32 protein-coding genes and 1 pseudogene are annotated in these 26494 nt (G+C 41.1%); 6 read left to right on the forward strand and 27 right to left on the reverse strand.

Features of this window, described 5'->3' with window-relative positions; genetic code table 11:
- Positions 1-5: 5 nt before the first annotated feature.
- The 8 genes and pseudogenes from K1I97_RS08450 to K1I97_RS08485 all read right to left on the reverse strand — a co-directional run bounded on the left by K1I97_RS08450 (position 6) and on the right by K1I97_RS08485 (position 5375).
- Positions 6-389, reverse strand: a complete 384-nt coding sequence (locus tag K1I97_RS08450; protein WP_084857729.1) for a DUF948 domain-containing protein — start codon at positions 387-389, stop codon at positions 6-8.
- Positions 390-1178, reverse strand: a complete 789-nt coding sequence (lgt, locus tag K1I97_RS08455) for a prolipoprotein diacylglyceryl transferase (RefSeq protein ID WP_223332151.1) — start codon at positions 1176-1178, stop codon at positions 390-392. It abuts the gene before it with no gap.
- Positions 1171-2106: an HPr(Ser) kinase/phosphatase gene (hprK, locus tag K1I97_RS08460; protein ID WP_223332152.1), complete on the reverse strand. Its 936-nt coding sequence runs from the start codon at positions 2104-2106 to the stop codon at positions 1171-1173. Before hprK ends, lgt begins: the two co-directional genes overlap by 8 nt.
- Before the next feature lie 136 nt (positions 2107-2242).
- Positions 2243-3205, reverse strand: a complete 963-nt coding sequence (locus tag K1I97_RS08465; RefSeq protein WP_223332153.1) for a hypothetical protein — start codon at positions 3203-3205, stop codon at positions 2243-2245.
- Between the two features lie 64 nt (positions 3206-3269).
- Positions 3270-3446 carry a 30S ribosomal protein S21 gene (gene rpsU, locus K1I97_RS08470; protein WP_000048054.1) on the reverse strand — a complete coding sequence of 59 codons (177 nt, stop codon included), beginning with the start codon at positions 3444-3446 and terminating at the stop codon, positions 3270-3272.
- Between the two features lie 140 nt (positions 3447-3586).
- Complete coding sequence (locus K1I97_RS08475) at positions 3587-3901, reverse strand: hypothetical protein (protein WP_223332180.1); 315 nt, start codon at positions 3899-3901, stop codon at positions 3587-3589.
- 51 nt (positions 3902-3952) lie between these two features.
- Positions 3953-4564 (reverse strand): annotated as a pseudogene (locus K1I97_RS08480) (class I SAM-dependent methyltransferase); the annotation flags it as partial.
- Positions 4565-4667: 103 nt separating this feature from the next.
- Entirely contained in the window at positions 4668-5375 is a 708-nt protein-coding gene (locus K1I97_RS08485; RefSeq protein ID WP_223332154.1) for a glucosamine-6-phosphate deaminase, read from the reverse strand.
- A gap of 150 nt (positions 5376-5525) precedes the next feature.
- On the opposite strand from K1I97_RS08485, the gene queA reads away from it, so the two are divergent.
- The gene (gene queA / locus K1I97_RS08490; RefSeq protein WP_223332155.1) at positions 5526-6554 is read left to right on the forward strand and encodes a tRNA preQ1(34) S-adenosylmethionine ribosyltransferase-isomerase QueA; all 1029 of its coding nucleotides are present in this window, start codon (positions 5526-5528) and stop codon (positions 6552-6554) included.
- 233 nt (positions 6555-6787) lie between these two features.
- On the opposite strand, the gene rpsR is transcribed toward queA, so the two are convergent.
- The 7 genes from rpsR to K1I97_RS08525 form a co-directional block, all read right to left on the reverse strand.
- Positions 6788-7027 carry a 30S ribosomal protein S18 gene (rpsR, locus tag K1I97_RS08495; protein ID WP_000068664.1) on the reverse strand — a complete coding sequence of 80 codons (240 nt, stop codon included), beginning with the start codon at positions 7025-7027 and terminating at the stop codon, positions 6788-6790.
- 31 nt (positions 7028-7058) lie between these two features.
- Positions 7059-7529 carry a single-stranded DNA-binding protein SsbA gene (gene ssbA, locus K1I97_RS08500; RefSeq protein ID WP_223332156.1) on the reverse strand — a complete coding sequence of 157 codons (471 nt, stop codon included), beginning with the start codon at positions 7527-7529 and terminating at the stop codon, positions 7059-7061.
- Positions 7530-7540: 11 nt separating this feature from the next.
- Complete coding sequence (rpsF, locus tag K1I97_RS08505; protein ID WP_001151783.1) at positions 7541-7831, reverse strand: 30S ribosomal protein S6; 291 nt, start codon at positions 7829-7831, stop codon at positions 7541-7543.
- Between the two features lie 148 nt (positions 7832-7979).
- Entirely contained in the window at positions 7980-9323 is a 1344-nt protein-coding gene (gene asnS, locus K1I97_RS08510; protein WP_252344775.1) for an asparagine--tRNA ligase, read from the reverse strand.
- 13 nt (positions 9324-9336) lie between these two features.
- Entirely contained in the window at positions 9337-9705 is a 369-nt protein-coding gene (locus K1I97_RS08515; RefSeq protein ID WP_223332157.1) for a VOC family protein, read from the reverse strand.
- Entirely contained in the window at positions 9705-10886 is a 1182-nt protein-coding gene (locus K1I97_RS08520) for a pyridoxal phosphate-dependent aminotransferase (RefSeq protein WP_223332158.1), read from the reverse strand. The genes K1I97_RS08515 and K1I97_RS08520 overlap by 1 nt, the downstream gene beginning before the upstream one ends.
- Before the next feature lie 9 nt (positions 10887-10895).
- Positions 10896-11372 (reverse strand): cell wall elongation regulator TseB-like domain-containing protein, encoded by a 477-nt coding sequence (locus K1I97_RS08525; protein WP_223332159.1) that lies wholly within the window; start codon positions 11370-11372, stop codon positions 10896-10898.
- Positions 11373-11490: 118 nt separating this feature from the next.
- Here K1I97_RS08525 and K1I97_RS08530 point away from each other — a divergent pair, with 118 nt between their 5' ends.
- Both K1I97_RS08530 and K1I97_RS08535 read left to right on the forward strand, forming a co-directional pair.
- Positions 11491-11937, forward strand: a complete 447-nt coding sequence (locus tag K1I97_RS08530; protein WP_223332160.1) for a MarR family winged helix-turn-helix transcriptional regulator — start codon at positions 11491-11493, stop codon at positions 11935-11937.
- A gap of 91 nt (positions 11938-12028) precedes the next feature.
- A complete protein-coding gene (locus tag K1I97_RS08535) occupies positions 12029-12577 on the forward strand; it encodes an NADPH-dependent FMN reductase (protein WP_223332161.1) in 549 nt (182 codons plus the stop codon).
- A 177-nt stretch (positions 12578-12754) separates the two neighbouring features.
- Here K1I97_RS08535 and pyrE read toward each other — a convergent pair whose 3' ends face one another.
- The 7 genes from pyrE to typA all read right to left on the reverse strand — a co-directional run bounded on the left by pyrE (position 12755) and on the right by typA (position 20100).
- A complete protein-coding gene (pyrE, locus tag K1I97_RS08540; RefSeq protein ID WP_223332162.1) occupies positions 12755-13384 on the reverse strand; it encodes an orotate phosphoribosyltransferase in 630 nt (209 codons plus the stop codon).
- Between the two features lie 39 nt (positions 13385-13423).
- Positions 13424-14119 carry an orotidine-5'-phosphate decarboxylase gene (gene pyrF / locus K1I97_RS08545; RefSeq protein WP_223332163.1) on the reverse strand — a complete coding sequence of 232 codons (696 nt, stop codon included), beginning with the start codon at positions 14117-14119 and terminating at the stop codon, positions 13424-13426.
- Positions 14120-14323: 204 nt separating this feature from the next.
- Entirely contained in the window at positions 14324-15445 is a 1122-nt protein-coding gene (locus K1I97_RS08550) for a cell division protein FtsQ/DivIB (RefSeq protein WP_223332164.1), read from the reverse strand.
- Positions 15446-15454: 9 nt separating this feature from the next.
- Positions 15455-16513, reverse strand: a complete 1059-nt coding sequence (locus K1I97_RS08555; RefSeq protein WP_223332165.1) for a UDP-N-acetylglucosamine--N-acetylmuramyl-(pentapeptide) pyrophosphoryl-undecaprenol N-acetylglucosamine transferase — start codon at positions 16511-16513, stop codon at positions 15455-15457.
- 1 nt (position 16514) lies between these two features.
- Entirely contained in the window at positions 16515-17867 is a 1353-nt protein-coding gene (gene murD, locus K1I97_RS08560) for a UDP-N-acetylmuramoyl-L-alanine--D-glutamate ligase (protein WP_084971616.1), read from the reverse strand.
- 117 nt (positions 17868-17984) lie between these two features.
- A complete protein-coding gene (locus K1I97_RS08565; RefSeq protein WP_084971614.1) occupies positions 17985-18239 on the reverse strand; it encodes a DUF3165 family protein in 255 nt (84 codons plus the stop codon).
- Between the two features lie 19 nt (positions 18240-18258).
- Positions 18259-20100 carry a translational GTPase TypA gene (gene typA, locus K1I97_RS08570; RefSeq protein WP_223332166.1) on the reverse strand — a complete coding sequence of 614 codons (1842 nt, stop codon included), beginning with the start codon at positions 20098-20100 and terminating at the stop codon, positions 18259-18261.
- A 158-nt stretch (positions 20101-20258) separates the two neighbouring features.
- On the opposite strand from typA, the gene K1I97_RS08575 reads away from it, so the two are divergent.
- Positions 20259-20984 (forward strand): 16S rRNA pseudouridine(516) synthase, encoded by a 726-nt coding sequence (locus tag K1I97_RS08575; protein ID WP_223332167.1) that lies wholly within the window; start codon positions 20259-20261, stop codon positions 20982-20984.
- Positions 20985-21024: 40 nt separating this feature from the next.
- Here the strand turns inward: K1I97_RS08575 and K1I97_RS08580 are convergent, their stop codons facing one another.
- The 3 genes from K1I97_RS08580 to K1I97_RS08590 form a co-directional block, all read right to left on the reverse strand.
- A complete protein-coding gene (locus K1I97_RS08580) occupies positions 21025-21252 on the reverse strand; it encodes a DUF4190 domain-containing protein (RefSeq protein WP_173257712.1) in 228 nt (75 codons plus the stop codon).
- A gap of 71 nt (positions 21253-21323) precedes the next feature.
- Positions 21324-21704, reverse strand: a complete 381-nt coding sequence (locus K1I97_RS08585) for a rhodanese-like domain-containing protein (protein WP_223332168.1) — start codon at positions 21702-21704, stop codon at positions 21324-21326.
- The gene (locus K1I97_RS08590; RefSeq protein WP_002882495.1) at positions 21701-21934 is read right to left on the reverse strand and encodes a YqgQ family protein; all 234 of its coding nucleotides are present in this window, start codon (positions 21932-21934) and stop codon (positions 21701-21703) included. The genes K1I97_RS08585 and K1I97_RS08590 overlap by 4 nt, the downstream gene beginning before the upstream one ends.
- Before the next feature lie 101 nt (positions 21935-22035).
- Between K1I97_RS08590 and K1I97_RS08595 the strand changes: the two genes are divergently transcribed.
- Positions 22036-22944, forward strand: coding sequence for a LysR family transcriptional regulator (locus K1I97_RS08595; RefSeq protein ID WP_001222589.1), 909 nt, complete (start codon positions 22036-22038; stop codon positions 22942-22944).
- Positions 22945-23001: 57 nt separating this feature from the next.
- Positions 23002-24801, forward strand: a complete 1800-nt coding sequence (locus K1I97_RS08600; protein WP_223332169.1) for an N-acetylmuramoyl-L-alanine amidase — start codon at positions 23002-23004, stop codon at positions 24799-24801.
- Between the two features lie 31 nt (positions 24802-24832).
- On the opposite strand, the gene K1I97_RS08605 is transcribed toward K1I97_RS08600, so the two are convergent.
- Together K1I97_RS08605 and K1I97_RS08610 are read right to left on the reverse strand one after the other, a co-directional pair.
- Positions 24833-25150 (reverse strand): LiaF transmembrane domain-containing protein, encoded by a 318-nt coding sequence (locus K1I97_RS08605; protein ID WP_223332170.1) that lies wholly within the window; start codon positions 25148-25150, stop codon positions 24833-24835.
- A gap of 241 nt (positions 25151-25391) precedes the next feature.
- The gene (locus tag K1I97_RS08610) at positions 25392-26255 is read right to left on the reverse strand and encodes a DUF6287 domain-containing protein (RefSeq protein WP_223332171.1); all 864 of its coding nucleotides are present in this window, start codon (positions 26253-26255) and stop codon (positions 25392-25394) included.
- Between the last annotated feature and the right edge of the window lie 239 nt (positions 26256-26494).

A 26494-nucleotide genomic window follows, 5' to 3' on the forward strand; every position in this document is an offset into this window, starting at 1 on the left:
CTTTTCTATTTTTTGAAAATTTTACTTGCGAAACGAAGAGCTGACAAGCCTGCACCTGTCTTAATGGTCTTTGAACCAGCTGATGAGGCTTTTTTACCCAAGACACGCGCATGTTGATTGAGGTCAGATACTGACTCAGACAAGTCAGCTACAGCAGTAAAGAGTGGATCAATCGTCGCAACTTTGATATTGATATCGTCTGCCAACACATTGACCTTAGCCAACAATTCATTGGTCTGATGCAAGGTAACGTTCACATCTGAGCTCAATGTTTTGATGGTTTTCTCTGTCTCATCAATCATACGACCTGCTTTTTGAATCGTGATTGTCAAATAGACTAAACAGACAATCAAAGCAATCGCAACAAGTATATATGCAACTTCTAACATTTATTTTTCCTCCTCTGTATGATAGAAAGGGGCTTTCTTTCGATTTTGATAAAGTATGATAAAAATACCGAGTCCGATAAGGATAACTGATAACCATTGGGAAACTCGCAGACCAAAGAACATGAGACTATCCGTCCGCATCCCTTCGATAATCATACGACCAAAGCCATACCAAATCAAGTAGAAAGCAGTGATCTGACCACGTCTGATTCCCTTTAATTTTCTTCTAAAAATCAGAATCAAAGCAAATCCAATCAGATTCCAAACCGACTCATATAAGAAGGTCGGCTGACGGTAGCTACCATCAATGTACATCTGGTCACGAATGAATCCTGGCAAATAATCCAAACTATCTACCGCTGCACCATAGGCTTCTTGGTTAAAGAAGTTCCCCCAGCGCCCTAAACTCTGGGCAACCATGACGCTCGGTGCTGCAATATCTAAGAAATCCCAAGTATTGATCAGCTTTCTATCTGCAAAGATATAAAGAACAATAGCCCCTGCTATCAAACCTCCATAAATGGCCAAACCACCATTCCAGATAGCGATGATTTCACCTGGATTTTGCAGATAATAATCTAAACGAAAGAATACATAGTATAATCTAGCACCTAAAATAGCAACTGGGAAAGCAATCAGGATAAAATCCAAAATATCATCTGACAAAATCTTCTTTTTAGGAGCTTCTTTCATGGCAAGATAGACAGCCAAGACCAATCCAGCCACAATACACAAAGCATACCAACGAATGGAAAAAGGACCGATTTCAAATGCAACTGGATTAATCATCTTTCACCTCATTTTTGGAGATGAGATTAGTCAAGCGTTCTTCAAATAAACGCGTCGCATCAAATCCCATTTCTTTAGCGCGATAGTTCATGGCTGCCGCCTCAATAACAACTGAGATATTGCGTCCTGTTTTTACTGGGATGCGGATACGCGGAATCGTCACACCAGAAACTTCGAGTTCTTCGGCATTATTTCCTAGACGGTCAAAGGTCTTATGGGTATCGTAATTTTCCAAGTAAACAGCCAACTGAACTTGTGAAGAATCTTTTACAGCACTTGCTCCGTAGAGACTCATCACGTCAATAATACCCACTCCACGAATCTCAAGTAAATGCTTCAAAATTTCAGCGGGCTCTCCCCAGAGGGTCATTTCATCCTTGGCAAAGATATCTACACGGTCATCTGCTACCAAACGGTGTCCACGTTTCACAAGCTCAAGACCTGTCTCACTCTTACCGATACCACTATCCCCTTGGATCAAGACACCCATGCCATAGATGTCCATCAAGACACCATGCACACTGGTACGTTTAGCCAAACGGGAATCAAGGTAGCTAGATAACTCTCCAGATAAACGACTGGTTGATGTTCGACTGGTTAAAATCGCAATCTTACATTCCCTAGCAGCTTTCAACATTTCTTCTGGCACTACCAAGCCACGAGCAACGATGACAGCAGGTGTTTCAGGTAGAAACATTTTCTTCAAAACTTGATAACGGTTATGGGCAGGCATGGCGACCAAATAGGACCACTCCTTCATCCCTAACAGTTGAATCCGTTCTGGAGTATAGTAATCAAAATAGCCCGTCATTTCAAGACCAGGTCTCATAATGTCCGCAGTGTTGATTTCTTTTTCAAGCAATTCTCCTTCACCATAGACAATATCTAGTCTGAGCTTTTCAATTACTTCTCTTACTAAAACCGACATAATTTCCTCCTTCAATCGAGTTCTCCCTACTATTATATCAAATTGTAGGTCGAAGTTTCCTTTTTTTGCAGGATTTACAGTATTTATTTGATGTTGCTTGGGAAAAGATTTAACTAGGAAGTCTTTTCGTACTCCTTCAAATTAACCGAGACAAATCTACTGCAAATCGGTCAACGTCTATCACCAAGTCCCTTCCAGATTTTTCTATGTAAATCCTTGGGAGACCTTTTGTTAGTATTCTATTTGCATCAGCCCTATCTTGAGGATAGATATAGAACTGTTGACCTTGTGGAAACTGATTTTGGACTTGCCATTCTTCAAACTCCTTCAAAAATGTCTTATGAGATGGCATACTGACTTCTTCAAACAAGGAATGGTCAAAAAATCGTACCAAACGATATAGACCATGAATCTCATCCGCAAAGCACTTATCAATTTTTTCATAAGGGTAACCTCGCCTCTGATAGGCTTGGCATAAACTTTGTAAGGACTCACTTAATGCAACTGCATCTTTTCTTGCCAAGTTTATAAAATACCGAACAGAAAATTCTTCCATACCAGTTCGTTTTTTCTTCCCTAAAAACTGTTGTGCACGCAAGAGAGACTCGGATAATCTTTCTTCATCTTGATAATAAAGAGCGTATAAAAGATTAATCACATTTTCTGGATAATAAGTTCCTTTCAACAAGGGTAAATCTTTAGGGATGAATGATGGAATGGCTGAAAAATCGTTACAAGCAAAAGAGGTAAACAAGCCTTTCAAAATCCCAGCTGTGTAAATGGTTCCACTTGCTAACAAACCGCCTCTCAACAACTCGGTTCTTCCTGTTTGCCATAGAGCATTGTTTAACTGCTTATAATTCCCATCTAAAAACGCAGCATAATAGGCAAAATATTTAATATCATCTAGCAATAAGCTACTGTACAATTTTACTCTTAAAACCTTGTCAGACAATACTTTTGAATCGGTCAAATACTTTTCAAAAATTCTTTGGTTTGACTCTTCAAATTCCTTCCAATCGATCGGATCAGCACAATAACCCCAATCTTCCAAGTGATTGTCACGCATCTTTGGATATTCTTTTATATACTCTCTCATAACAATTTCTTCCTCTAAATACTATGCAAAAAAAGACTAGACAAGTCTAGCCTTTCATTTCAAATTAGAATTTTTTACGTTTACGAGCTGCTTCTGATTTACGTTTACGTTTTACAGAAGGTTTTTCATAGAATTCACGTTTGCGTGTTTCTTGAAGAGTACCAGCTTTAGTAACCGCACGTTTGAAACGACGAAGTGCATCGTCAAGAGATTCATTCTTACGTACTACTGTTTTAGACATTTTTTTCACTCCCTTCAAGTTCAAGATCTATTCCATTTTACACGCAAAATGAATATTTGTCAAGGGAAAACCTACATTTATTCCGATTTTCCGATTCATTAATTACTTTCTTGCCTATACTTTATCAAATCCACTAATTTTTACATCAAATCATACAACTTTGTTACTGCTTGTTCAAAAGGTTCAATATATTCCCAATATTCATCAGGAAGATTCGAAATCTTACTCAAGTCATTGCTGTCAAAATGATATACCAGATGACGAAGAATTTGATTTTCAATAAAATGCAAATCCCTCATCTGATCTATACTAATAGAATCGAGCTTTTCTATGTAGCGACATAAATCAGCCAGCGACTGCGAATCAAATACTTTTTCCTCGTGTAAATAATAGAGAAAGCTTTGGTTTTCAGCTTTTTTATTATCTTCTATCAAATTCCTATTCTTCGTATTCATTCCGATCCCTCCTGTAAAAGATTTTAAAAAAGCTACTTTTTTAACAAATCCTTTACGAATTTTATAAAGGATCCATGATTCCTTTCTTTGACTAGTTACGAGCTCAAATCCTACTGATAACAAGAATCGTCTAAATGCTTCTTCGCTTTGAACCTTTGGTAAAAAGTAAGACAACTTGTTATATTCACAAGCCAGTAAGAGCATCCCGTCTGATTTGAGTATTCTTCGAAGTTCCATAAAAGAAGCCTCTAGGTCCCGCCAATGAAAATGAGTTTGAAAGACTGTGATTAAATCAACACTTTCATCAGAAAAGCCTGTCTCCCTAACGTCTCTTCGTTCAAAATTTAGTTAAGTCATCCCTATCTGTTTGGCTTGAGCTATTGCAGTATATGAAATATCGATTCCAGTTATGGTACTTTGCGGAAAAGTTTCTTTCAGCAGGATGGTTGAACGACCATTCCCAACTCCTACATCTAAGATTACAGGGTAAAATGTTCTATCCAGATGACGAATTGCCCATACAAACATGGGGAGATAGGCTCGATTCCACAATTTCATCATTCGTTTTCCTAGAAAGCCCGAAGGATTCTTTGATTGCTGAATTAAGCGACTAAACAGAAACATTAAAAGTAAAAAACAAATAAAACCGATTATATAAATCAAAGTTTGGGCCTCCCCGTATAGCTATATTATACCACTTTAGCAGGATAGTGAACATTTGAAGTAAAAAGCCACTCACTCCAAAGAGCAAGTGGTTCTTGTAGTTTTACTTTTCAAGCAAGCTGAGCGCCTCAGCATCCGCAATAATAGTCACATCAGGGTGGTTTTGTAGGCTGCTTGCTGGTAGACTCTCAGTCACTGGGCCAGATACTGTTCCAGCAATGGCCTCTGCTTTTGACTCACCGTAAGCAAAGAGAATAATTGACTTGGCATCCAAGATATTTTTAATTCCCATTGAAATGGCTTGAGTTGGAACGTCTTCAATCTTGTCAAAGAAGCGAGCATTGGCTTCGATTGTAGACTGGTCTAGGTCTACAAGGTGTGTCTGGCTATCAAAAGCAGTTCCTGGCTCATTAAATCCGATATGTCCATTGCGACCAATTCCCAAGATTTGCAAATCAACAGGATGGTCAGCCAAAATTTGATTGTAGCGTTCTACTTCTTCTTCAGCATTATCCTTAACACCACGTGGCAAGAAGCTTTCCTTAAATGGTTTTTGGTTGAACAAGTTTTCCTGCATGAAGTAACGGTAAGATTGTGGGTTGTCTCCATCCAGTCCCACATACTCATCAAGGTTTACACTGGTTAGATTTGAAAAATCAAGGTCACTCTCTACGATTTCCTTGTAAAACTCAAGTGGACTACTCCCTGTCGCAAGTCCTAATGTTTGAGCACCATTGGCCAATTTTTCCTTCAAAATTTCAAAAGCTACTTTTCCACCTTCGACTTGATTTTCAACTTTAATAACTTTCATCTTTTCATCCTCCATTTTAATCTATATTCATTATATGGTATAGACCAATTTTTGTCAAGTGAAAACGATTTAATTTCTAAAAAAAGAGCGTCTAAACTTGAAACATGTTATAATGGTTAGGATTAGAACTTAGAAAGAATGAACAGATATATGAATACAGCTGATTTTGATTTCCACTTGCCAGAGGAATTGATTGCCCAAACGCCACTTGAAAAACGTGATGCATCCAAACTACTTATCGTTAATCGTGAAACGGGAGAGATGCAGGATAAACACTTCCACTCCATTATTGATATGCTGGAACCTGGTGATGCCCTTGTCATGAACGACACCCGTGTTCTCCCTGCCCGCCTTTATGGTCAAAAGGAAGAAACAGGAGGCCATGTGGAGCTTCTCCTGCTCAAAAATACTAGTGGTGATGAGTGGGAAGTCCTCGCTAAACCTGCCAAACGTCTCAAGGTTGGCACTCGTGTCAACTTTGGTGATGGTCGCCTCAGTGCTGTCGTTACGGAAGAATTGACCCACGGGGGCCGCATTGTCCGCTTTGAATACCAAGGAATTTTCCTAGAAGTTTTGGAAAGTCTCGGTGAAATGCCACTCCCACCCTACATCCACGAAAAACTAGATGACCGTGAACGTTATCAAACGGTCTACGCTAAAGAAAGTGGCTCTGCTGCTGCACCAACTGCTGGTCTGCACTTCACCAAAGAACTGCTGGCAGAAATCCAAGCCAAAGGTGTCCATTTGGTTTATTTAACGCTCCACGTTGGTTTAGGAACCTTTAGACCCGTTTCTGTTGACAATCTGGACGAACACGAAATGCACTCAGAGTTCTACCAACTTTGTGATGAAGCCGCAGCCACCCTTCGCTCTGTCAAGGAAAATGGAGGTCGTGTTATCGCTGTTGGAACTACTTCGATCCGCACACTGGAAACCATCGGTTCCAAGTTTGATGGGCAAATCCAAGCAGATTCTGGCTGGACCAATATCTTTATCAAGCCTGGTTACGAGTGGAAGGTTGTTGATGCCTTCTCAACCAACTTCCATCTGCCAAAATCAACCCTCGTCATGCTAGTTTCTGCCTTTGCAGGCCGTGACTTAGTCCTAGATGCTTACCACCACGCGATTCAAGAACACTACCGCTTCTTCAGTTTTGGTGATGCCATGTTTATCTATTAAAAAGACTTACACGGACGTATGAACTGCACCCCAAAAGTTAGACAGAGATCTAACTTTTAGGGTCAGTACAGATTTAACTCGCTCTCTTATTTCCACGCTCATGAAAAAGAGGTCCACCAGACCCAACTCACTCCCTCGTTTCAATCAAAGCTCGTGAAAAAAAGACCCGTCAGGGTCTTAATTCGCTTTCTTATTTTCAAACTCATGAAAAAGAGGTCCACTGGACCTCTTTTTTAATCTTCGTTTACGAAAGGCATCAAAGCCATTACGCGAGCGCGTTTGATAGCTGTTGTTACTTTACGTTGGTTTTTAGCTGAAGTTCCAGTTACACGACGTGGAAGGATTTTCCCACGTTCTGAAACGAAACGGCTAAGAAGCTCAGTATCTTTGTAATCAACATATTCAATTTTGTTTGCTGCGATGTAATCAACTTTTTTACGGCGTTTGAATCCGCCACGACGTTGTTGAGCCATGTTTTTTCTCCTTTATAGTTTTAATTGTCCATTAGAATGGTAAATCATCATCTGAAATATCCAACGGATTGGTTGCTCCAAATGGATTTTCATCACGTGAAAAGTCTGGTACTGATTGCGTAGGTGCTGTATAACTAGCAGTTGATGCAGAATAAGCTCCACCTGTATGTCCTTCACGCACGCTACGGCTTTCCAACATTTGGAAATTGTCAGCCACGACTTCTGTTACGTAGACACGTTGTCCTTGCTGGTTATCGTAACTACGAGTCTGAATACGACCGGTAATCCCGATAAGAGAGCCTTTTTTAGCCCAGTTAGCAAGATTTTCAGCCTGTTGGCGCCACATAACGATATTGATGAAATCAGCCTCACGTTCGCCATTTTGACTCTTGAATGTACGGTTTACTGCAAGAGTAAAAGTCGCAACTGCTACATTTGATGGGGTATAACGCAACTCAGCGTCACGTGTCATACGCCCTACAAGTACAACATTGTTAATCATAATTTACCTTCTTACGCGTCAAGTTTGACGATCATGTGACGAAGAATGTCAGCGTTGATTTTTGAAAGACGGTCAAACTCTTTAAGAGCTACGTCGTCGTTAGCTTCAACGTTAACGATGTGGTAAAGTCCTTCGCGGAAATCTTGGATTTCGTATGCAAGACGACGTTTTTCCCATGATTTTGATTCAACAACAGTTGCACCGTTGTCAGTCAAGATAGAGTCAAAACGTGCTACCAAAGCGTTTTTCGCTTCTTCTTCAATGTTTGGACGAATGATATAAAGAATTTCGTATTTAGCCATTGATATGTTCCTCCTTTTGGTCTAATGACCCCTAGTCTTTGCAAGGGGTAAGTGAGGTTTGCTCACAATAAACTATTATACTAGAAAAACTGATAGATAGCAAGATAAAAGTGAAAAAAGAAGATAAAATTATCTTCTTTTTACTAGTTTATGGTTTGATACGGTGCAACATACGTGGGAATGGAATAGCTTCACGGATATGTTTTGTTCCAGCTGCGAAGGTTACCATACGCTCTATACCGATACCAAATCCTCCGTGAGGAACTGTTCCGTATTTGCGAAGGTCAAGGTAGAATTCATATTCTGTACGATCCATTCCAAGTTCTTCCATTTTAGCGACAAGGGCATCGTAGTCTTCCTCACGCATAGATCCACCGATGATTTCTCCATAACCTTCTGGTGCCAGCAAGTCTGCACAAAGCACGCGCTCCGGATTTCCAGGAACTGGTTTCATGTAGAAGGCCTTGATAGCTGCTGGGTAGTTCATGACAAATGTTGGCACACCAAAGTGGTTTGAAATCCATGTTTCGTGTGGTGAACCAAAGTCATCTCCATGCTCAAGATGCTCGTAGTCAGCATCTTCATCATTTTCATGCTCTTGCAAAAGGTCAATGGCTTGATCGTAAGTGATGCGTTTGAATGGCTCTGCAATGTAGCGTTTCAAAAGCTCCGTATCACGTTCCAAGGTTTCCAAGGCTTGAGGCGCACGATCAAGGACACCTTGAAGAAGGGCTTTTACGTAAGCTTCTTGCAAGTCAAGTGACTCATCGTGTGTCAAGTAGGAGTACTCCGCATCCATCATCCAGAACTCAGTCAAGTGACGGCGCGTTTTTGATTTTTCAGCACGGAATACTGGACCAAAGTCAAAGACACGACCAAGAGCCATAGCTCCTGCTTCTAGGTAAAGCTGACCTGATTGGCTCAAGTAGGCTGGTGTTCCAAAGTAGTCTGTTTCAAAGAGTTCTGTTGAATCTTCTGCTGCATTTCCTGAAAGAATTGGGCTATCAAATTTCATGAAACCATTCTTGTCAAAGAACTCATAGGTTGCATAAATTATGGCGTTACGGATTTGCATAACAGCCACTTGCTTACGAGAGCGGAGCCACAAGTGACGGTTGTCCATCAAGAAGTCTGTTCCGTGTTCTTTTGGTGTGATTGGGTAGTCTTGAGATTCACCGATCACTTCGATGTCTGTAATATCCAACTCATAGCCAAACTTAGAACGTTCGTCTTCTTTGACAATTCCTGTCACATAAACAGAAGTTTCTTGGCTTAGGCGTTTAATCGTATCAAACTTCTCAAGTCCCACTTCTTCACCAAATTTTTCTACAAAGTTTGGTTTAAAGGCTACACCTTGGAAAAAGGCAGTTCCATCACGCAATTGCAAGAAGGCAATTTTCCCTTTTCCAGATTTGTTGGCAACCCAGGCTCCGATGGTCACTTCTTGACCAACATAATCTTTTACATCGATAATTGTTACACGTTTTGTCATTATTTTTCCTTTTCTATTCTTCTTTATGGCAAACTGCCTCTATGTTATTTCCATCTGGGTCAATAATAAACGCAGCATAGTAAGGCTGATGATATTGAGGACGAATACCTGGACGACCATTATCTTGACCACCAGCTAAAAGACCAGCTTCATAAAAAGCATCTACCTGCTCCCTCGACTCTACATTAAAAGCAAAGTGAGTCGGATCAGATTCCCCTTGACTCAACCAAAAATCACCCGCTGGAGCAGTTCGAGATTCTGCAAAACTGACTGCCTGAGGAATATCAAATACTATTTTATATCCCAAAGGAGCCAAAGTTTTCTGATAAAAAACTTTACTAATCTCTAAATTACTAACTTGAATTCCAAAATGATCTATCATTATGATTCCTCCATAAATTGATGCAAACGACGAATAGCTTCTTTTAATGTATCCAAGTCTGTGGCATAGCTGAGACGAACATTTTCTGGTGCTCCAAATCCAGCTCCTGTAATCAAGGCAAGGCCGACTTCTTCGAGAATAGCCGTTGTAAACTCTGTCACATCAGTATAACCCTTCATCTCCATCGCTTTTTTAACATTTGGGAAAAGATAGAAGGCTCCTTGGGGCTTGACAACTTCAAATCCTGGCACTTGGCACAAGAGAGAATAAATGGTATTCAAGCGCTCTTCAAAGGCTTGGCGCATGGTTTCAACAGAGTCTTGCGGTCCAGTCAGCGCCTCAATCGTTGCATATTGAGATACTGCTGTCAGATTTGAAGTCGTTTGTCCTGTTAGTTTGCTCATGGCAGCAATAATTTCAGGATTTCCCACAGCATAACCTACCCGCCAACCAGTCATGGCATAGGCCTTAGATACACCGTTAATCACGATGGTTTGCTTACGAATGGCTTCTGACAGACTAGAGATTGGAACAAATTCGTTCCCGTTATAAACCAGACGACCGTAAATATCATCTGCTAGGATAAGGACATCATGCGCAACAGCCCAATTTCCGATGGCCAAGAGTTCCTCACGAGAGTAAATCATACCGGTAGGATTCGAAGGTGAATTGAGAACCAAGACCTTAGTCTTATCTGTTCGGGCTACTTCTAGCTGCTCTACTGTTACTTTAAAGTGATTGTCTTCCTTGGCCTGGACAAAGACTGGCACTCCTTCTGCCATTTTGACTTGATCTCCATAGCTGACCCAGTATGGTGTAGGAATGATGACCTCATCACCTGGATTGACCACAGCCATAAAGAAGGTGTAGAGAGAGAACTTGGCACCAGTGGCAAAGGTAACCTCGTTGGCTGCTACAGAATACCCATAATGGCGTTCAAAATAGGTATTAACCGCTGCTTTTAACTCTGGTAGGCCTGAAGCAACTGTATAAAAGGAAGCTCGTCCATCTCGAATCGCTTCTACCGCTGCATCCTGAATGTTTTCAGGAGTATGAAAATCAGGCTGTCCCAAGGTTAAGAAAAGAACATCCTTTCCTTGAGCTTTTAATGCTTTGGCTCTTGCATCACTAGCTAGAGTGACGCTTTCTTCCATTTCTAGTACACGTTTGGATAGTTTCATATGCCCTCCTTATTGGATCACTGCTCCTGTTTCAAAGTCGACCAGATAGTACTGGTTTCCTGACTTGACTTCCCAAATCGGCTTATCCTGATAACGACCAAAGGTAATCTTGTCAATGTCGCTAGCTCCTTTTTCCCTCGAAATCGTCGCTGCCTTGTCTTGAGAAATCCCCTTATCTAGCTGATAAACATAAATCTTGTGGTCATTCTTTTCAATCAGTACCGCAATGCCCTCTTGCTTTTTATTATGCCCCATAACGCTGTAATAACCTTCGAGTCCATTATAAAAATCAACCTGATCCGCCTTTTCCAATTCTGCATACTGCTTGGCTAGTTTTTCTCCTTCAACTCTAGCATCTTGATAGGGTTTCATACTGAGAGATATCAGGTAAAGAAAGGAGGTCGTCATGACTAGTAGTACCAGAGCAATGCCGATTCCATACTGTAAAAGTAGCTTGTTTTTTGCTTTTTTCTGTCTTAGTTTCACTCGTCTATTTTACCATCTCTCCTCCTTTATTACAAGTGAAGACAGGAACATTCTAAGATTCTTTTCCTATAAAATATAAGTTCTTGTTTTTCTCTCTCATTATTGATAAAATAGCCTTATGAAACAATATTTAAAAGAGAAAATCTCCGATAATCAACTAGACTTAAAAACAGCTATCGTCCTCAATAAAGCCATACGAACTTTTAAACCATATGAAGCTAAGGCTGCTAAAGAACACGGACTAACACCCACTCAATTTTCAGTTTTGGAAACCCTCTATAGCAGGGAGGAACTGCGCATTCAGGATTTGATTGAAAAAATGCTAGCCACTTCTGGAAACATGACTGTTGTCATTCGAAATATGGTTCGAGATGGATGGATTTCTAGAACTTGCGACCCCAAAGATCGTCGCTCCTTTTTCCTGAAATTAACACCTGCAGGACGCAGAAAAATCGAAGATGTTCTTCCTGATTATATTGATTCTATCGTAGAAGCACTCAGCATCTTGGAAGATGGCGAAAAGGAAGACTTAATCCGGATTTTAAAAAAATTTAAAAATTTGTGAGCACATTTATTGCTAATTAGTATCATTTGTTGTAACATAAATGGTGACAAAAGAGTTCGCTCTTTAAATTTTAAACAAAAGGAGACACATCATGTCTAAAAAAGTATTATTTATCGTCGGTTCACTACGCCAAGGTTCTTTCAACCACCAAATGGCCCTCGAAGCTGAAAAAGTACTTGCTGGAAAAGCGGAAGTTAGCTATCTTGATTACTCAGCTGTTCCTCTCTTCAGCCAAGATTTAGAAGTTCCAACTCATCCAGCTGTAGCTGCTGCTCGTGAAGCAGTCCTTGCTGCCGATGCTATCTGGATCTTCTCTCCAGTCTACAACTTCTCTATCCCTGGAACAGTGAAAAACTTGCTTGACTGGTTATCTCGTGCCCTTGACTTGTCGGATACACGTGGCGCTTCTGCCCTTCAAGATAAATTTATCACCGTATCGTCTGTAGCCAATGCCGGTCACGATCAACTCTTTGCTATTTATAAAGACCTCTTGCCATTTATCCGTACACAAGTCGTTGGTGACTTTACAGCTGCTCGTGTTAATGACTCTGCTTGGGCAGACGGAAAATTGGTGTTAGAAGAAGCAACTGCTTCATCACTTGCAAAACAAGCTGACGACCTTCTTGCAGCCATCAATTAAATGCATAATGAAAAACTCCTAGAAAGATGGATGTTCCAATCGTTCTGGGAGTTTTACTGTATTTGGCTGTGAAGAAAAAGGCAAGCAATTTACTAATCGATTCTTTAGTCTGACTTATATTTTAAAAGTTGACCAGATAAGTTCTCTGAAGCGTATCTGGTCAACTTTTCCTATAAATTATCCCTGCCAATTTTCTTGGTCTTCTTTAAAGCGTTTTAGGAGAGCGAGTCCTTCTGGTGTGATATATCCCTCTTCTTGGGCTAGGTGGATCAATTCACTGTAGTTAGACAGTGTCACCAATTTCACACCAGCTTCCGCAAAGTTCTTATCGGCTTTTGGCAATTGATAACTGAAAATCGCTACGACACCAAGCACATCGGCCCCTTCACGTTCAGCAGCTGCCACAGCTTCAAGAACAGACCCACCAGTTGAAATGAGGTCTTCAACAACAACCATCTTTTGCCCCTGAGCTACACGACCTTCGATTTGGTTACCAGCTCCGTGGTCTTTTGGTTTGCTGCGGATATAGGCAAAAGGCAAGTTCATCTTGTCAGCGATGATAGCTCCGTGTGGAATTCCTGCTGTCGCAGTTCCTGCAATCACTTCTACTTCTGGAAATTCTGCTTTAATAGCTTCCACAAAACCATTTTCAATCAAGGTCCGAGTTTCTGGATAGGCAAGCGTCACACGGTTATCAGTATAAATCGGCGATTTGATACCAGATGCCCAAGTGAAAGGCTCCTCTGGTTTGAGGTAAACGGCTTGGATTTTCAAGAGGTGGCTAGCGATATCTTTAGCAAGTGTCATAATATTCTCCTTTTGTTTTTATAATCTATTTCTTTCATTTCAGTCTTGGTTCCATTCATCCTTGATGGCATGATAAGCTGCAACAGGATCCTCAGCTTGGGTAATGGGACGTCCCACTACGATATAGTCACTACCGATTTGATAGGCGTCAGCAGGTGTCATGACACGTTTTTGGTCTCCAACCGCAGCTCCCGCCGGACGAATACCTGGTGTCAGACAGATAAAATCTGGATTGGTGGCCTGCTTGATGAGTTGCACTTCCTGAGCTGAGCAAACGACACCGTCCAAGCCCGCTTCAGCTGTCTTCTTGGCATAGTGAATCACAGACTCTTGCAGAGTGGTTTGGATATTTTGAAAGTCTCTCATTTGTTCTTCAGAAGTTGAAGTCAATTGAGTGACAGCAATCAATTTTGCTTCTTTTCCAAGACCTTCACGCGCAGCCTTCATCATCTCCACACCACCAGCAGCATGAACATTGGTCATATCCACGCCAAGCTGAGACAAGACCTTCATGGCAGATTTAACTGTATTTGGAATATCATGTAGCTTGAGATCCAGAAAGACACTATGCCCAAGTGACTTCAAATAACGGACAACTTCCGGTCCCTCCGCATAATAAAGCTCCATTCCCACTTTTAAATAAAGACTTTCTTCTGCTGGGAAAAGAGATAAAAATTCCTTGACCGCCTCAAAACTAGAAAAATCAAGAGCAATAACTGGACGATGTTCACGCATACTTTTCTCCTTTTACCTTTACGAGCAAGAGAGTATGGTCAAAAACAAACCACGAAAAAAGGAACCTGCCAACAGCAAGGTTCCACGAAAAATGGGTAGTCTCCACCCTTTCACCGTCTAACCTTAGCTGCCTCTCTGGACTGCTTTAAAGGTTTTTTTCTATTCTATTATTTATAGTAGGACTTGTCAAGCAAAAACTGAGCTTTATTGCTGTTGCTTCTTTTCTTCAGCTTCTTTTTCTTCCTGTTTTTTCTTCTCAGCTTCCAACGCCTCTTTTTTAGCTTTTTCCTCAGCTTCTTCCAAAAGTTTATCAGCCAGACTAGTGCTATAGATGCCAGCTTCCATATCGACCACACTCGGTTCCGTCAATTGTGGCTTGATTTTGCTGTAATAAGGCAATTTCTTGCTCAATTCTGACAAGGGAACCAAAATTTCATCTGTATCCAGCATGGTAATTTTTAAAAGATCTGCTGTTGCCTTGCTCGGCGCTAATTCGATTTTCTGGATTTGACTCTTGATATCCTCACTAATAGTAGACAATCCCGTTATCAGCTCTTTCACCTGCTGCTCATCGTTAAAGGTAACTGTCAGATAAGTCTCAGGCAAGTTTAAGCGATTTACAGGACTTGACTCTACTGTACCACTAGACAGAATAGGATAATGTCCTTCACCAGACACATAATAACCAACAATATCAAATTCCTTAACCTCAATCGTAAAGTTAGTCGGAAATTGATAGTCAATCTTCGCAGACTCTATCCAATGGTTGGACTTGATTCGCTCAGCGTATTTTTCCTTATCCAACAATAGAGCCAAGGTATAATCGCTATCTTGAATTCCAGAAGCCTGTTTGATGTCATCTGCTTGGGTGTTACTATTCCCCTTAACCTCGATATTTTTGATGGACGAAAGCGGAGTCAACAGATAGACTGAAAAAAGGAGGACCAGGACACTGGGTACCAAGATACTCACAGCTCGCCAAATATGAACAGGCGCAATTTTAGTCTTAGCTGGTTTTTCTGGTTTTTCTTTTTTCTTCTTCTCTTTTTCCTCTTTGACTTTAGGATCCTCCTTTTGAGATTTTTCTTCTTTTTCGGATGGTTCCTTGCTTGGACTTGAGGCTTCCTCATCTGACTCACTCGATGATTTCTTGGATTCCTCCAATAGTTTCGAGTTGGCTTCCTTACGAGCTTGTTTTTCCTTTTCCTTTTCTTCAGCTAGGGCAGCTTCTTCCTCAGCCTTCTTCTTCAGGTATTCCTGGTTTCGTTTCTGCCATTCAGACAATTCTTGCTTCTGGTTTGATTCTTTTTTCTTATCCTTTGACATTGATATTCCTTATGCTAGGTCTTTTCTTAGTAGATCGTAAAAATCTGCAAGAGATTTCAATTCAGTTGAAGCCTTCATGCTAGCTTGGTATTGGTTCTTGTGACTAAGCAAGTGACTGAGTTTCGCCTCCAAGCTTTCCAAGGTCAAGTCACTTTCTTGAAGTTCTTCTGCATAGCCTTTCTTAACAAAGTAGGCTGCATTTTCAATCTGGTCTCCTCGACTTGCTTCACGCCCCAATGGTACGATGAGATGGAGTTTCGCCATGGCTAAGAGCTCAAAAATCGTATTGGCACCGCCACGCGTCACCACCACATCTGCTATCTCCATCAAGGGTTGATAGAGGTCCGTCACATAGTCAACACGAAAGAGATTTTGACTCAACTCGTTCAGACTAGTATCTCCAGTGAGATTAATGATATTGTAGCGCTCTGTCAGTTCTTGCTTATGATCTGTCACTAATTGGTTAAAAACACGAGCTCCTGCAGAACCACCAACAAACAATACCGTTGGCAATTTAGGATCAAAGTGGGTTTGGATATCCACCAATTCATCTGGTTCAGGAGTGTTTTGATCTGAAACCTTTGTCACTGCTCCCACATGCTCGACTTTTGCGAGACCAGCAGCCTGCTCAAATGTCGAATACATCTTGGTCGCAAATTTATAGGCAATTTTATTGGCCAAGCCCATAGACAGGTCCGATTCGTGAATAAAGACAGGCACTCCTGACACTCGCGCTGCGATAACCGGCGGTACAGAGACAAATCCCCCCTTTGAAAAAAGAGCCTGTGGACGCAGTCGTAACATGATAAAGAGCGATTGAACAATTCCCCAACCAACTTTGAAGACATCCAGCATATTTTGCCAAGAGAAATAGCGACGTAATTTCCCAGTCGCAATGGAGTGGAAGGTCACATTCAAGCCTGACTTGAGAATTTCTTGGTGTTCGATTCCGTGTTTATCACCAATATAGTGAACTTCCCAGCCGTCTTCGATGAACTTGGGCATTAACAAAAGGTTGAGGGTGACGTGTCCAACCGTCCCCCCACCTGTAAAGACAATTTTTTTCATATTATTCCTTTAACTCCGCTACTGTGTCGATAAAGAGGTCGCCACGTACTTCAAAGTTAGCATACATATCCCAGCTAGCATTGGCAGGACTGAGAAGAACCACATCTCCTTGAGTCGCTAGCTCATAAGCCTTGCGGGTCGCATCAGCAATATCTGTCGCATCTACATAAGCCACACCAGCCTTATCCGCTGCCCGTTTGACACGTTCTGCAGACTGACCGAGGATGACCATCTTCTTGAGCCCAGTAATATCTGGCACCAATTCGTCAAACTCATTGCCGCGGTCCAAACCACCTGCAATTAAGATAACCTTACTGTTGTCAAATCCTGACAAGGCTTTTTGAGTAGCCAAGATATTGGTTGATTTGCTATCGTTATAGAATTTGACACCCTTAATTTCATCCACAAATTGGAGACGGTGTTTGACACCACCAAAGGTTGAAAGAGTTTCCTTGATGGTTTGGTTGTCTACACCACGAAGCTTGGCAACAGAAATGGTCGCAAGGGCATTCTCCACATTGTGGCTACCTGGAACTCCGATTTCATCAGCTGCCATGACCACTTCGCCACGGAAATAGAGTTGACCATCTTCCAAATAAGCTCCATCAACCTCTTCAAGTGTTGAAAATGGAACAACAGTGGCTTGTGTTTTAGTAGCCAATTCTTTTGCCAAGTCTTGGTTAAAGTTCAAAACAAGAAAATCATCTGCTGTCATCTTGTTCTGGATATTCCACTTGGCCGCTACATATTCCTCAAAAGAACCATGGTAGTCGATATGAGTTGGCATGAGGTTGGTAATGACTGCAATCTCAGGATGGAATTCTTGAACGCCCATCAGTTGGAAAGAAGAAAGTTCCATGACAAGCGTGTCCTTGGCTGTCGCAGTTTGAGCCACTTGACTAGCAGGATAGCCGATGTTCCCTGACAATAGACCATGTTGTCCGGCAGCAGTTAAAACTTCCCCAATCATCGTCGTTGTGGTTGTTTTCCCATTTGAACCAGTGATGCCGATAATCGGTGCTTCTGAGATCAAGTAAGCCAACTCCACCTCGGTCAAAACCGGAATCCCCTTTGCCAAAGCCTTTTCAATCATAGGATTGCTGTAAGGAATCCCTGGATTTTTCACCATCAGAGCAAAATCTTCATCCAAGAGCTCCAAAGGATGGCCACCAGTAACAACCTTGATCCCCTCTTCTAGCAAACTTTGCGCAGCAGGATTTTCCTCGAAAGGCTTGCCGTCATTTACTGTCACAATGGCACCCAGCTTGTCCAACAAACGGGCTGCAGACTCACCAGACTTAGCCAAACCTAAAACAAGTACTTTCTTATTTTTAAATTGATCGATTACTTTCATGTCTCAAACTCCATTTCTACTCCTACTATTTTACCATTTTTATGGAAATAATACTAAACGAAAATGCTCTAGTTCTCATTCTAGCATAGAAAAAGAGAGCCATAGCTCTCTTTCTATTTATCTTCTTCTGCTCTTTTTTACAGGCATGAGCGTAATGTCTCTCAAGCTAAAGTAGGCTAGGAAGAGCATAGCGATTGTGACAAAGAATTCTGTCGGTAATTGGAAGATTTGCAAGATGGACAACATCAGCAAAATCAAGAGTGCAACAACTACAAAAACCAAGATAACGATGTTGACTGTTCCTTTGATACTTTGAGGTGTCGCAAAAACATAGAGTAGTAATAAGAGTATCCCTATGATTAAATAGACCATCTTTATCTCTTTCTAGCTCTTATTCAGCTGATTTTTTCTTTTTGTTGGCTTTCTCACGCTCTGCCTTGTTGAGGATTTGCTTACGCAAACGGATAGACTCAGGCGTTACTTCCATGTACTCATCGTCATTCAAGAACTCAAGAGACTCTTCAAGGGTCAAGATACGAGGTGTCTTGATAACCGCTGTTTGGTCCTTAGTAGCTGAACGAACGTTGGTCATTTGTTTGGCCTTAGTGATGTTAACTGTCAAGTCGTTTTCACGAGAGTTTTCACCGATGATCATTCCTTCATAAACCTCAGTACCTGGGTTAACAAAGATGGTTCCACGTTCTTCGATAGACATGATTGAGTAAGTTGTAGCCTTACCAGCATCGATAGAAACAAGGGCACCACGGTGACGTCCACCAATTTCACCTGGGATGAGTGGCAAGTATTGGTCAAAGGTATGGTTCATGATACCGTAACCACGAGTCATAGATAAGAACTCAGTTGAGTATCCGATCAAACCACGCGCTGGAACTAGGAAGACCAAACGAGTTTGACCATTACCAGTTGCAATCATATCCAACATTTCACCCTTACGTTCAGAAAGGCTTTGGATAACAGATCCTTGGTATTCTTCTGGAGTGTCGATTTGGACACGCTCAAATGGCTCACATTTGACACCGTCAATCTCTTTTACGATAACTTCTGGACGAGATACTTGAAGTTCATAACCCTCACGGCGCATGGTTTCGATCAGGATTGACAAGTGCAATTCTCCACGTCCTGAAACGGTCCATTTATCTGGTGAATCAGTTGGGTCAACACGAAGGGAAACGTCTGTTTGCAATTCTGCTTGCAAGCGTTCTTCTACCTTACGAGAAGTCACCCATTTACCTTCTTTACCCGCAAATGGTGAGTTGTTGACCAAGAAAGTCATTTGAAGCGTTGGCTCATCGATGTGAAGGATTGGAAGAGGCTCAACTGCATCTGTCGGTGTAATCGTCTCACCAACAAAGATATCTTCCATACCGGAAACGGCAATCAAGTCACCTGCTTTAGCTTCTTGGATTTCACGACGTTCCAAACCGAAGAATCCGAAGAGTTTTGTAACACGGAAGTTCTTCGTTGTACCATCTAGTTTAGAAAGGGTAACTTGGTCACCAACTTTCACACTACCACGGAAGACACGACCGATACCGATACGACCAACGAAGTCATTGTAGTCCAAGAGTGAGACTTGGAACTGTAACGGTTCATCTGAGTTGTCCACTGGAGCAGGGATATGATCGATAATGGTATCAAAGATTGGTGCCATTGTTTTTTCTTGATCAGCTGGATTGTCTGACAATGAAGAAGTTCCGTTGATAGCTGAAGCATACACCACTGGGAAGTCAAGCTGGTCATCGTCTGCACCAAGTTCAATGAAGAGCTCCAATACTTCGTCTACTACTTCTGCTGGACGAGCAGATGGTTTGTCGATTTTGTTAACAACCACGATTGGGACAAGGTCTTGTTCCAAGGCTTTTTTCAATACGAAACGAGTTTGTGGCATGGTTCCTTCGTAGGCATCTACGACCAAGACAACCCCGTCAACCATTTTCATGATACGCTCAACTTCTCCACCGAAGTCCGCGTGTCCAGGTGTGTCCATGATGTTGATACGAGTTCCATTGTAAGCAACGGCTGTATTTTTAGCAAGGATGGTAATTCCACGCTCTTTTTCGATATCGTTTGAGTCCATAGCGCGCTCTGCCAATTCAGTACGTGCATCAAGCGTTTCAGATTGTTTCAATAATTCGTCAACGAGGGTTGTTTTACCGTGGTCAACGTGGGCGATAATCGCAATGTTACGGATATCTTCTCTTAATTTTGTCATGATTTCCTCTAATATTTAAATTTTTATTTCTAACTGAACAATTATACCACAGTCTCATTCAAAAATCACAGTTCAGCTAAGTGTAAATGTTTTCACTCTGCTTTTCTAGTCAAGGCAACTCTTTTCAAAGTCAGAGACTTATGATAAGATAAGCTGGTATGCGTTTAGATAGATTATTAGCCCAAGAAAAGGTCAGTCGCAAGGCTATGAAACAGGCTTTATTAAAAAAAGAAATCCTAGTAGATGATTGTCCAGCTCGCTCACTCGCTCAAAATGTCGACACTGGGTTGCAGAAACTAGTCTTTCAAGGACGACAAATCCAAGGCTACGAGCACAACTACCTCATGCTTCATAAGCCAAACGGAGTCGTTACAGCTAGCAAGGATAAGAAACTTCCAACCGTCATGGACCTCCTTCCACCTGACAGCCAGTCTGACCAGCTCTATGCTGTCGGCAGATTAGACCGCGATACCACGGGACTGCTCCTTTTGACAGACAATGGACCGCTTGGTTTTCAACTCCTTCATCCCCAGTACCATGTTGATAAATCCTATCAAGTGGAAGTCAACGGACCGCTCACGTCAGACCATATCCAGCAGTTTAAAGACGGGATTGTCTTTTTAGACGGGACCACTTGTAAACCAGCAAAGCTAGAGATTCTAGCCGCTAGCCCAACAGAGAGCCGGGCCTCCATCACTATCTCTGAGGGCAAATTTCATCAAGTCAAGAAGATGTTTCTATCAGTTGGTGTCAAGGTGACTGCTCTAAAACGCGTCCAATTCGGTGACTTTACATTAGACCCAGAACTAGCAGAAGGGCAATATCGTCCCTTGAATCCAGAGGAATTGGAAATCATTAAAAACTATTTAGAGAAAAGTGGATAAAAGAAAAAAGCTTTATGTTTAAAGCTTTTTTCAATCTTCTTTAATTCATGTGTAAGAAAATTCCAATAATCCAGTTAAGAGCAGAAAGAACAATACCTACAATAGATACAATTCTCTCTGTTTTAAAGTCTAAGCCAGATTCTTTTTGAAGTTCATTAGCAAACAATACACCAGTGATACCTAAACCAATACCTCCCAACGGAAATAACAAACTAAGAATGATAGATAGGATACCCACTAAAAGCGGGTTTTTCTTCTTTTCTTGCATTTTCTAAAAATTCCTTAAAATGATTATTAACTTAGTATATGAGACCGACTTTATCAACTTTTTCCTTGACCTTAGCTCGTCTTGACCTTCCCGTTCCAAGAATCCAACCCATAAGAAAGGATATAAATCTCAGAGAAACCTTGTTTTTTCAAATAAAGTGCTGCATTGGTCACTCGTTGTCCACGTTGATTTTCGTAGAGAAGGACAGGTTTATCCTTGCGAAGGGCTGCAAGGCTTGACTTCAACTGATTTGAAGGAATATTGCGAGCTCCGAGGATATGTTTTCTGTGAAATTCTGCTGGTTCACGGACATCAATCAATTGCCCTTTCCGAATCAAGGCTTCAAAGTCCGTATTGTCCACAATCTTAGCCGCACGACGAATACGAAGGTAGTTATACCCCATCCATGCCACCATTGCCAGTACGATTCCCCAAACAATCCAAATTGTCATAAGTTCTTATCTCCATTTTTCTCTATGTAGTCTAATTCTATCTTGTGCTCTCTACGAAGAACAGCTTCCGCCTCTAGATAGTCTAGCTTGTCCATCAGACCTGCATCATAGATTCGAGAGAGTTCGAGCTTCATCAGTTCAATATCATACAAGCGCTTCCCCACATAGACAATAATGCCAAATTGTTTGAGAAATTGCTGCACATCATAGAATGTTTTCATAGCTTCCATTTTAGCAGATTCTAGACATTTTTTCAATACCAGTTTGGGCCTTTCCTCTCTTCCCTTCATCTTCTTTGCTCATTCTTCCGCAAGTGTGGTACAATAAAAGCATGAGAATTCAACAACTACACTATATTATCAAAATCGTCGAAACTGGCTCTATGAATGAAGCAGCCAAGCAACTCTTTATCACCCAACCCAGTCTCTCTAATGCCGTTCGAGACTTGGAAAATGAAATGGGTATTGAAATCTTTATCCGCAATCCCAAGGGCATTACCTTGACTCGTGATGGGATGGAGTTTCTCTCCTATGCCCGTCAGGTTGTCGAGCAAACCCAGCTTCTGGAGGAACGCTATAAAAACCCTGTCGCCCACCGCGAACTCTTTAGCGTTTCGTCTCAACACTATGCCTTTGTGGTCAACGCCTTTGTATCGCTACTTAAGAAAAGTGATATGGAAAAATACGAGCTTTTCCTTCGTGAAACTCGGACTTGGGAGATTATTGACGACGTCAAAAACTTCCGTAGTGAGGTCGGTGTCCTCTTCTTAAACAGCTACAACCGTGATGTTTTAACGAAAATGCTGGATGACAACCACCTGCTTGCCCACCATCTCTTCACAGCCCAGCCCCATATCTTTGTCAGCAAGACCAACCCTCTGGCAAAGAAAGATAAGGTGAAACTAGAAGACTTGGAGAACTTCCCTTACCTTAGTTATGACCAAGGGACACACAATTCTTTCTACTTTTCGGAAGAGATTCTTTCACAAGAGCACCACAAGAAATCTATCGTGGTCAGCGACCGTGCCACCCTCTTTAATCTCTTGATTGGTTTGGATGGTTATACCATTGCGACAGGGATTTTAAATAGCAACCTCAATGGAGACAATATCGTTTCCATTCCACTGGACATAGACGATCCCATTGAACTAGTCTATATCCAACATGAAAAAACCAGCCTATCCAAAATGGGCGAACGCTTTATCGAGTATCTACTTGAAGAAGTTCAGTTTGATAGTTGATAAACCATCAGACATATTTTATAATATTTCTTAGAAAATAATGATTGGAGAATATCGTTGAAAAAGTTCATATTGGCAAGTGCTGTTGTCCTTTCAATGGCAGGATTTGTCCAAGCACCTATCTACGCCGAGGAAAGTAATGCTAATCCTCCTGCTACCACCGAACAAAGCAACTCTAAGGAAGATAAGAAGGATCTTTCAACTAAAACTGAGGAGGAGGTTGCAACACTTCCAAAAGACAGGACAAAAGAAGAACCCCCTAAAAAAGAAGGATGGCAGGAAGAAAATAAGCAGTGGCGTTTCTATGAAAACAATCAGCCCGTCCTCAAATGGAAAAAAATTCAAGATAAGTGGTACTATTTTGACCAAGAGGGAAATCGACTTAGTGATACTATCTTTGATGGCTATGTTCTCAATAAAGATGGGGTCATGGTAGAAAATAGTTGGGTAGATCTTGAAGGGAAATGGTACTACGCCAATGAGTCTGGAAAAATCATCCAGCAAAAATGGGAAAAAATCGGAGGAGTTTGGTACTACTTTGACAAAGATGGTATCATGCTCAGTCAGACAATCGTTGATGGCTACCTTCTCACTAAAAGTGGAGCTATGGCAGAGAGTGGCTGGGTGAGGGTTGACCAAAATTGGTATTATGTCACACCATCTGGCAGAATCTCACAAGACAAATGGGAAAAAGTAAACGGTTCCTGGTATTATTTTGATAAAAACGGCGTGATGCTCAGCAAAACGACCGTTGGTGCTTACCTGCTCGGCAGTAGCGGGGCTATGGCGGAAAACTCTTGGGTGAAGATTGATCAAAATTGGTATTACGCTAATGAATATGGGAAATATAGCCAAGACAAATGGGAGAAAATCAAGGGAACTTGGTATGCTTTTGAACAAAATGGAGTCATGCTTTCCAATAAATGGAAAGGAAGCTACTACCTCAAATCTAGTGGAGCCATGGCTGAAAAAGAGTGGATCTTTGATAAGGCCTACAACAGTTGGTTCTATCTAAAAGCGAATGGGACCTACGCGGCTCGTGAATGGATTGGAGCCTACTATCTCAAGTCTGGTGGTTATATGGCCAAGAATGAGTGGATTTACGACGACTATTACAAGGCTCGTTACTATTTGGACGATAGCGGACATTATGTTTCAGGAACCTACAAGATAGATGGAAAGGAACATTTGTTCCAAAAATACGGCCAATGGATTTCTGAAGTCTCAACAGAAGGTGGATTTGTAAAAGGCCAATACAGTAAAACTATCTTCCTAGATCCTGGACATGGTGGCCGGGATTCCGGTGCCTTTTACTACAATGTCGCTGAAAAAGATCTCAACATGCAGATTTACCGTAAACTTCGTGCTAAGTTAGAAGAACTAGGCTACAAGGTTCTCACTTCTCGTGATAGTGATATTGACGTTGACTTTATTACCGAACGTTCTCGCATGGTTAATAAAACCAACTCTGACATCTTTATCAGTATTCACTTCAATGCTACTGGTAGCTCATACTCAAAAGCGAGCGGTATTCAAACCTACTCCTATAGTGATGAACCTGATTATCCAAGTAAGATAAATAAGTACTGGCACAATCACCCTGATCGTATGAGTGAAAGCAAACGCCTTGCTGCTGCTATCCACTCCTCACTCCTAGCTGAAACAGGAGCCAAGGATGCAGGCTTATTGGAAAGTAGCTTTGCCGTACTACGTGAAACAGCTAAACCAGCTGTCCTACTGGAACTTGGATATATGGATAATTTTACCGAAAGCCAACAAATCAGAGATAGCCACTACCAAGATAAGCTGGTGGCAGGCATTGTAAAAGGTATCCAAAAATATTACGCTGGTAAATAACAATAAAGTCTCGAGAAACCTCGAGACTTTTCTATTTGTCTTCTTTTTTATCTTTATCAGGAAAGAGGTAGCCAAGTCCTACACAAGCTAGCACACCGGCACCAATCACCAAACCACTTGAAATTGGCAAAAGATCCAAGATGGCATTTGCAATGATAAAGGCAATAATCAAGCACATGAAGCTAGCTTTGTAGTCTTTTTTTAAAAAGTTTTCTAGCGCGAAATAGAGGAACAATCCAACTGGAATCAGTGACCAGAGGTTGATATCTAAACTTGGCCATCCAACAGAACCTAAATACAATACGAGCGCTGCTGCTACTAAGAATACAAGTCCTAATAATTTTTTCATTTTTTGTCTCCATTTTCTTTTTTTATTGACTTGAGTTATCTGATACTGACTCCTCACATCCCTTACATGAATCATTATAGCAGAGGATTTTTTCAAGAACAAGGCCTTTTGCCTATCTGGTCTATATCTCGGTCTAAGTGGTTGAATAGTAGTGATAAAGAAAGAAGCCCATTAGGGCTTCTTGATTTTGCCGAGTACAAGAGCAGTTCTGAACGATGATAATCTAAAGTTTGATTCTAAACTAGTTTTTCTTTTTCTTAGATTCTAGAGAAGATTTGATTGCTTCACGATCAGCTTGCAGTTGAGCTAAATTCTTTTCTTCTTCCTCAAGTTTACTGGTATCTGGTTTCACACGATAGTAAACATCTTCTGGTTTCATTAACATCGCTTCATATTGTTGTCCAGAAAAAAGTCTTTCCTCAGCATGATTACTTTTATCCGTAATCTTTCCATCATCACCAGGTTGCATAACAACTCCACTTGGAACAGCAACTACTACAAATCCTCCAGCAACAGAATCTTTTACCCATGCACTGATAGACGCTGTCTCAGGGTTACGACTATCTTGACCTTTTGATACCTTTAATCCAACTACAGATTCGTACTTTTGATCATTTGTAAACCAAGTCGCATCTACTTCTCCAGAATTCGTAATAATGTATTCATTGCCAGATTGACTACGCCAAGTGCCTTCTAAACTAGACAAATCATTGTTCTTGATTGCTTCAATATCTAGTTTTGGAACGGCAGTTTCTTTCTTTAGCTTGCTAACAAGTGCTTCTGCTTCAGTAATCTTGGTGTCCAAATCAGCCAGTTGATTCTTGAGTTTTTGAATTTCCTCTTGTTTATCCTTATCAGTCTCATCCGTTTTTCCTTGGCTTGTAGACGCTTGACTTGTTGTCTCTGTAGTTGAAACTGAAGACGATGCTTGATTTGACTCTTTCTTTCCAATCAGAGAATATGAGAAAATACTTACTAGGATTAGAGCAACCAAAATACCGAGGACTATCCCGATATAGATTTTTATATTTGGAGCCGACTTTGATTCAGACCGCTTAGGTCCATTGACCTCTTCAAATTGTTTTTCCCGTTCTTTCTTATTCATAATTTTCTCCTTTTTGATTTATATTCAGGCAAGCTTACGAGACTTCATTCGTTACTATCCATGAATTTTTATGACTTTTTTAAAAAATCTAAGCAAAAATTGCTAGAATAATTCACTATAAAAACATCTCTAGATTGGTAGCAAAACAAGTATTTATTACAATACATTATACCACAAAATATAAACTACCGTTTGTAATTATTTTTTCATAAGTCGAAGGTATGTTTTTTAAACAGAAG

This window comes from Streptococcus oralis, from assembly GCF_019929345.1.
Taxonomy (GTDB): Bacteria; Bacillota; Bacilli; order Lactobacillales; family Streptococcaceae; genus Streptococcus.

Excerpts from the sequence above, each read along its gene's own strand:
- K1I97_RS08530 (WP_223332160.1), top strand. The coding sequence starts at position 11,491 with ATGAAACAATATTTAAAAGAGAAAATCTCCGATAATCAACTAGACTTA.
- K1I97_RS08515 (WP_223332157.1), bottom strand. The coding sequence starts at position 9,705 with ATGATAGATCATTTTGGAATTCAAGTTAGTAATTTAGAGATTAGTAAA.
- typA (WP_223332166.1), bottom strand. The coding sequence starts at position 20,100 with ATGACAAAATTAAGAGAAGATATCCGTAACATTGCGATTATCGCCCAC.
- pyrE (WP_223332162.1), bottom strand. The coding sequence starts at position 13,384 with ATGACACTTGCTAAAGATATCGCTAGCCACCTCTTGAAAATCCAAGCC.
- K1I97_RS08465 (WP_223332153.1), bottom strand. The coding sequence starts at position 3,205 with ATGAGAGAGTATATAAAAGAATATCCAAAGATGCGTGACAATCACTTG.
- K1I97_RS08565 (WP_084971614.1), bottom strand. The coding sequence starts at position 18,239 with ATGGTCTATTTAATCATAGGGATACTCTTATTACTACTCTATGTTTTT.
- ssbA (WP_223332156.1), bottom strand. The coding sequence starts at position 7,529 with ATGATTAACAATGTTGTACTTGTAGGGCGTATGACACGTGACGCTGAG.
- K1I97_RS08550 (WP_223332164.1), bottom strand. The coding sequence starts at position 15,445 with ATGTCAAAGGATAAGAAAAAAGAATCAAACCAGAAGCAAGAATTGTCT.
- K1I97_RS08605 (WP_223332170.1), bottom strand. The coding sequence starts at position 25,150 with ATGAAAAAATTATTAGGACTTGTATTCTTAGTAGCAGCAGCGCTCGTA.
- asnS (WP_252344775.1), bottom strand. The coding sequence starts at position 9,323 with ATGACAAAACGTGTAACAATTATCGATGTAAAAGATTATGTTGGTCAA.
- hprK (WP_223332152.1), bottom strand. The coding sequence starts at position 2,106 with ATGTCGGTTTTAGTAAGAGAAGTAATTGAAAAGCTCAGACTAGATATT.
- rpsU (WP_000048054.1), bottom strand. The coding sequence starts at position 3,446 with ATGTCTAAAACAGTAGTACGTAAGAATGAATCTCTTGACGATGCACTT.
- K1I97_RS08595 (WP_001222589.1), top strand. The coding sequence starts at position 22,036 with ATGAGAATTCAACAACTACACTATATTATCAAAATCGTCGAAACTGGC.
- K1I97_RS08585 (WP_223332168.1), bottom strand. The coding sequence starts at position 21,704 with ATGACAATTTGGATTGTTTGGGGAATCGTACTGGCAATGGTGGCATGG.
- pyrF (WP_223332163.1), bottom strand. The coding sequence starts at position 14,119 with ATGCGTGAACATCGTCCAGTTATTGCTCTTGATTTTTCTAGTTTTGAG.
- K1I97_RS08475 (WP_223332180.1), bottom strand. The coding sequence starts at position 3,901 with ATGAATACGAAGAATAGGAATTTGATAGAAGATAATAAAAAAGCTGAA.
- K1I97_RS08555 (WP_223332165.1), bottom strand. The coding sequence starts at position 16,513 with ATGAAAAAAATTGTCTTTACAGGTGGGGGGACGGTTGGACACGTCACC.
- K1I97_RS08520 (WP_223332158.1), bottom strand. The coding sequence starts at position 10,886 with ATGAAACTATCCAAACGTGTACTAGAAATGGAAGAAAGCGTCACTCTA.
- murD (WP_084971616.1), bottom strand. The coding sequence starts at position 17,867 with ATGAAAGTAATCGATCAATTTAAAAATAAGAAAGTACTTGTTTTAGGT.
- K1I97_RS08580 (WP_173257712.1), bottom strand. The coding sequence starts at position 21,252 with ATGCAAGAAAAGAAGAAAAACCCGCTTTTAGTGGGTATCCTATCTATC.
- K1I97_RS08610 (WP_223332171.1), bottom strand. The coding sequence starts at position 26,255 with ATGAATAAGAAAGAACGGGAAAAACAATTTGAAGAGGTCAATGGACCT.
- K1I97_RS08485 (WP_223332154.1), bottom strand. The coding sequence starts at position 5,375 with ATGAAAGTTATTAAAGTTGAAAATCAAGTCGAAGGTGGAAAAGTAGCT.
- lgt (WP_223332151.1), bottom strand. The coding sequence starts at position 1,178 with ATGATTAATCCAGTTGCATTTGAAATCGGTCCTTTTTCCATTCGTTGG.
- rpsF (WP_001151783.1), bottom strand. The coding sequence starts at position 7,831 with ATGGCTAAATACGAAATTCTTTATATCATTCGTCCAAACATTGAAGAA.
- rpsR (WP_000068664.1), bottom strand. The coding sequence starts at position 7,027 with ATGGCTCAACAACGTCGTGGCGGATTCAAACGCCGTAAAAAAGTTGAT.
- K1I97_RS08535 (WP_223332161.1), top strand. The coding sequence starts at position 12,029 with ATGTCTAAAAAAGTATTATTTATCGTCGGTTCACTACGCCAAGGTTCT.
- queA (WP_223332155.1), top strand. The coding sequence starts at position 5,526 with ATGAATACAGCTGATTTTGATTTCCACTTGCCAGAGGAATTGATTGCC.
- K1I97_RS08590 (WP_002882495.1), bottom strand. The coding sequence starts at position 21,934 with ATGGAAGCTATGAAAACATTCTATGATGTGCAGCAATTTCTCAAACAA.
- K1I97_RS08450 (WP_084857729.1), bottom strand. The coding sequence starts at position 389 with ATGTTAGAAGTTGCATATATACTTGTTGCGATTGCTTTGATTGTCTGT.
- K1I97_RS08575 (WP_223332167.1), top strand. The coding sequence starts at position 20,259 with ATGCGTTTAGATAGATTATTAGCCCAAGAAAAGGTCAGTCGCAAGGCT.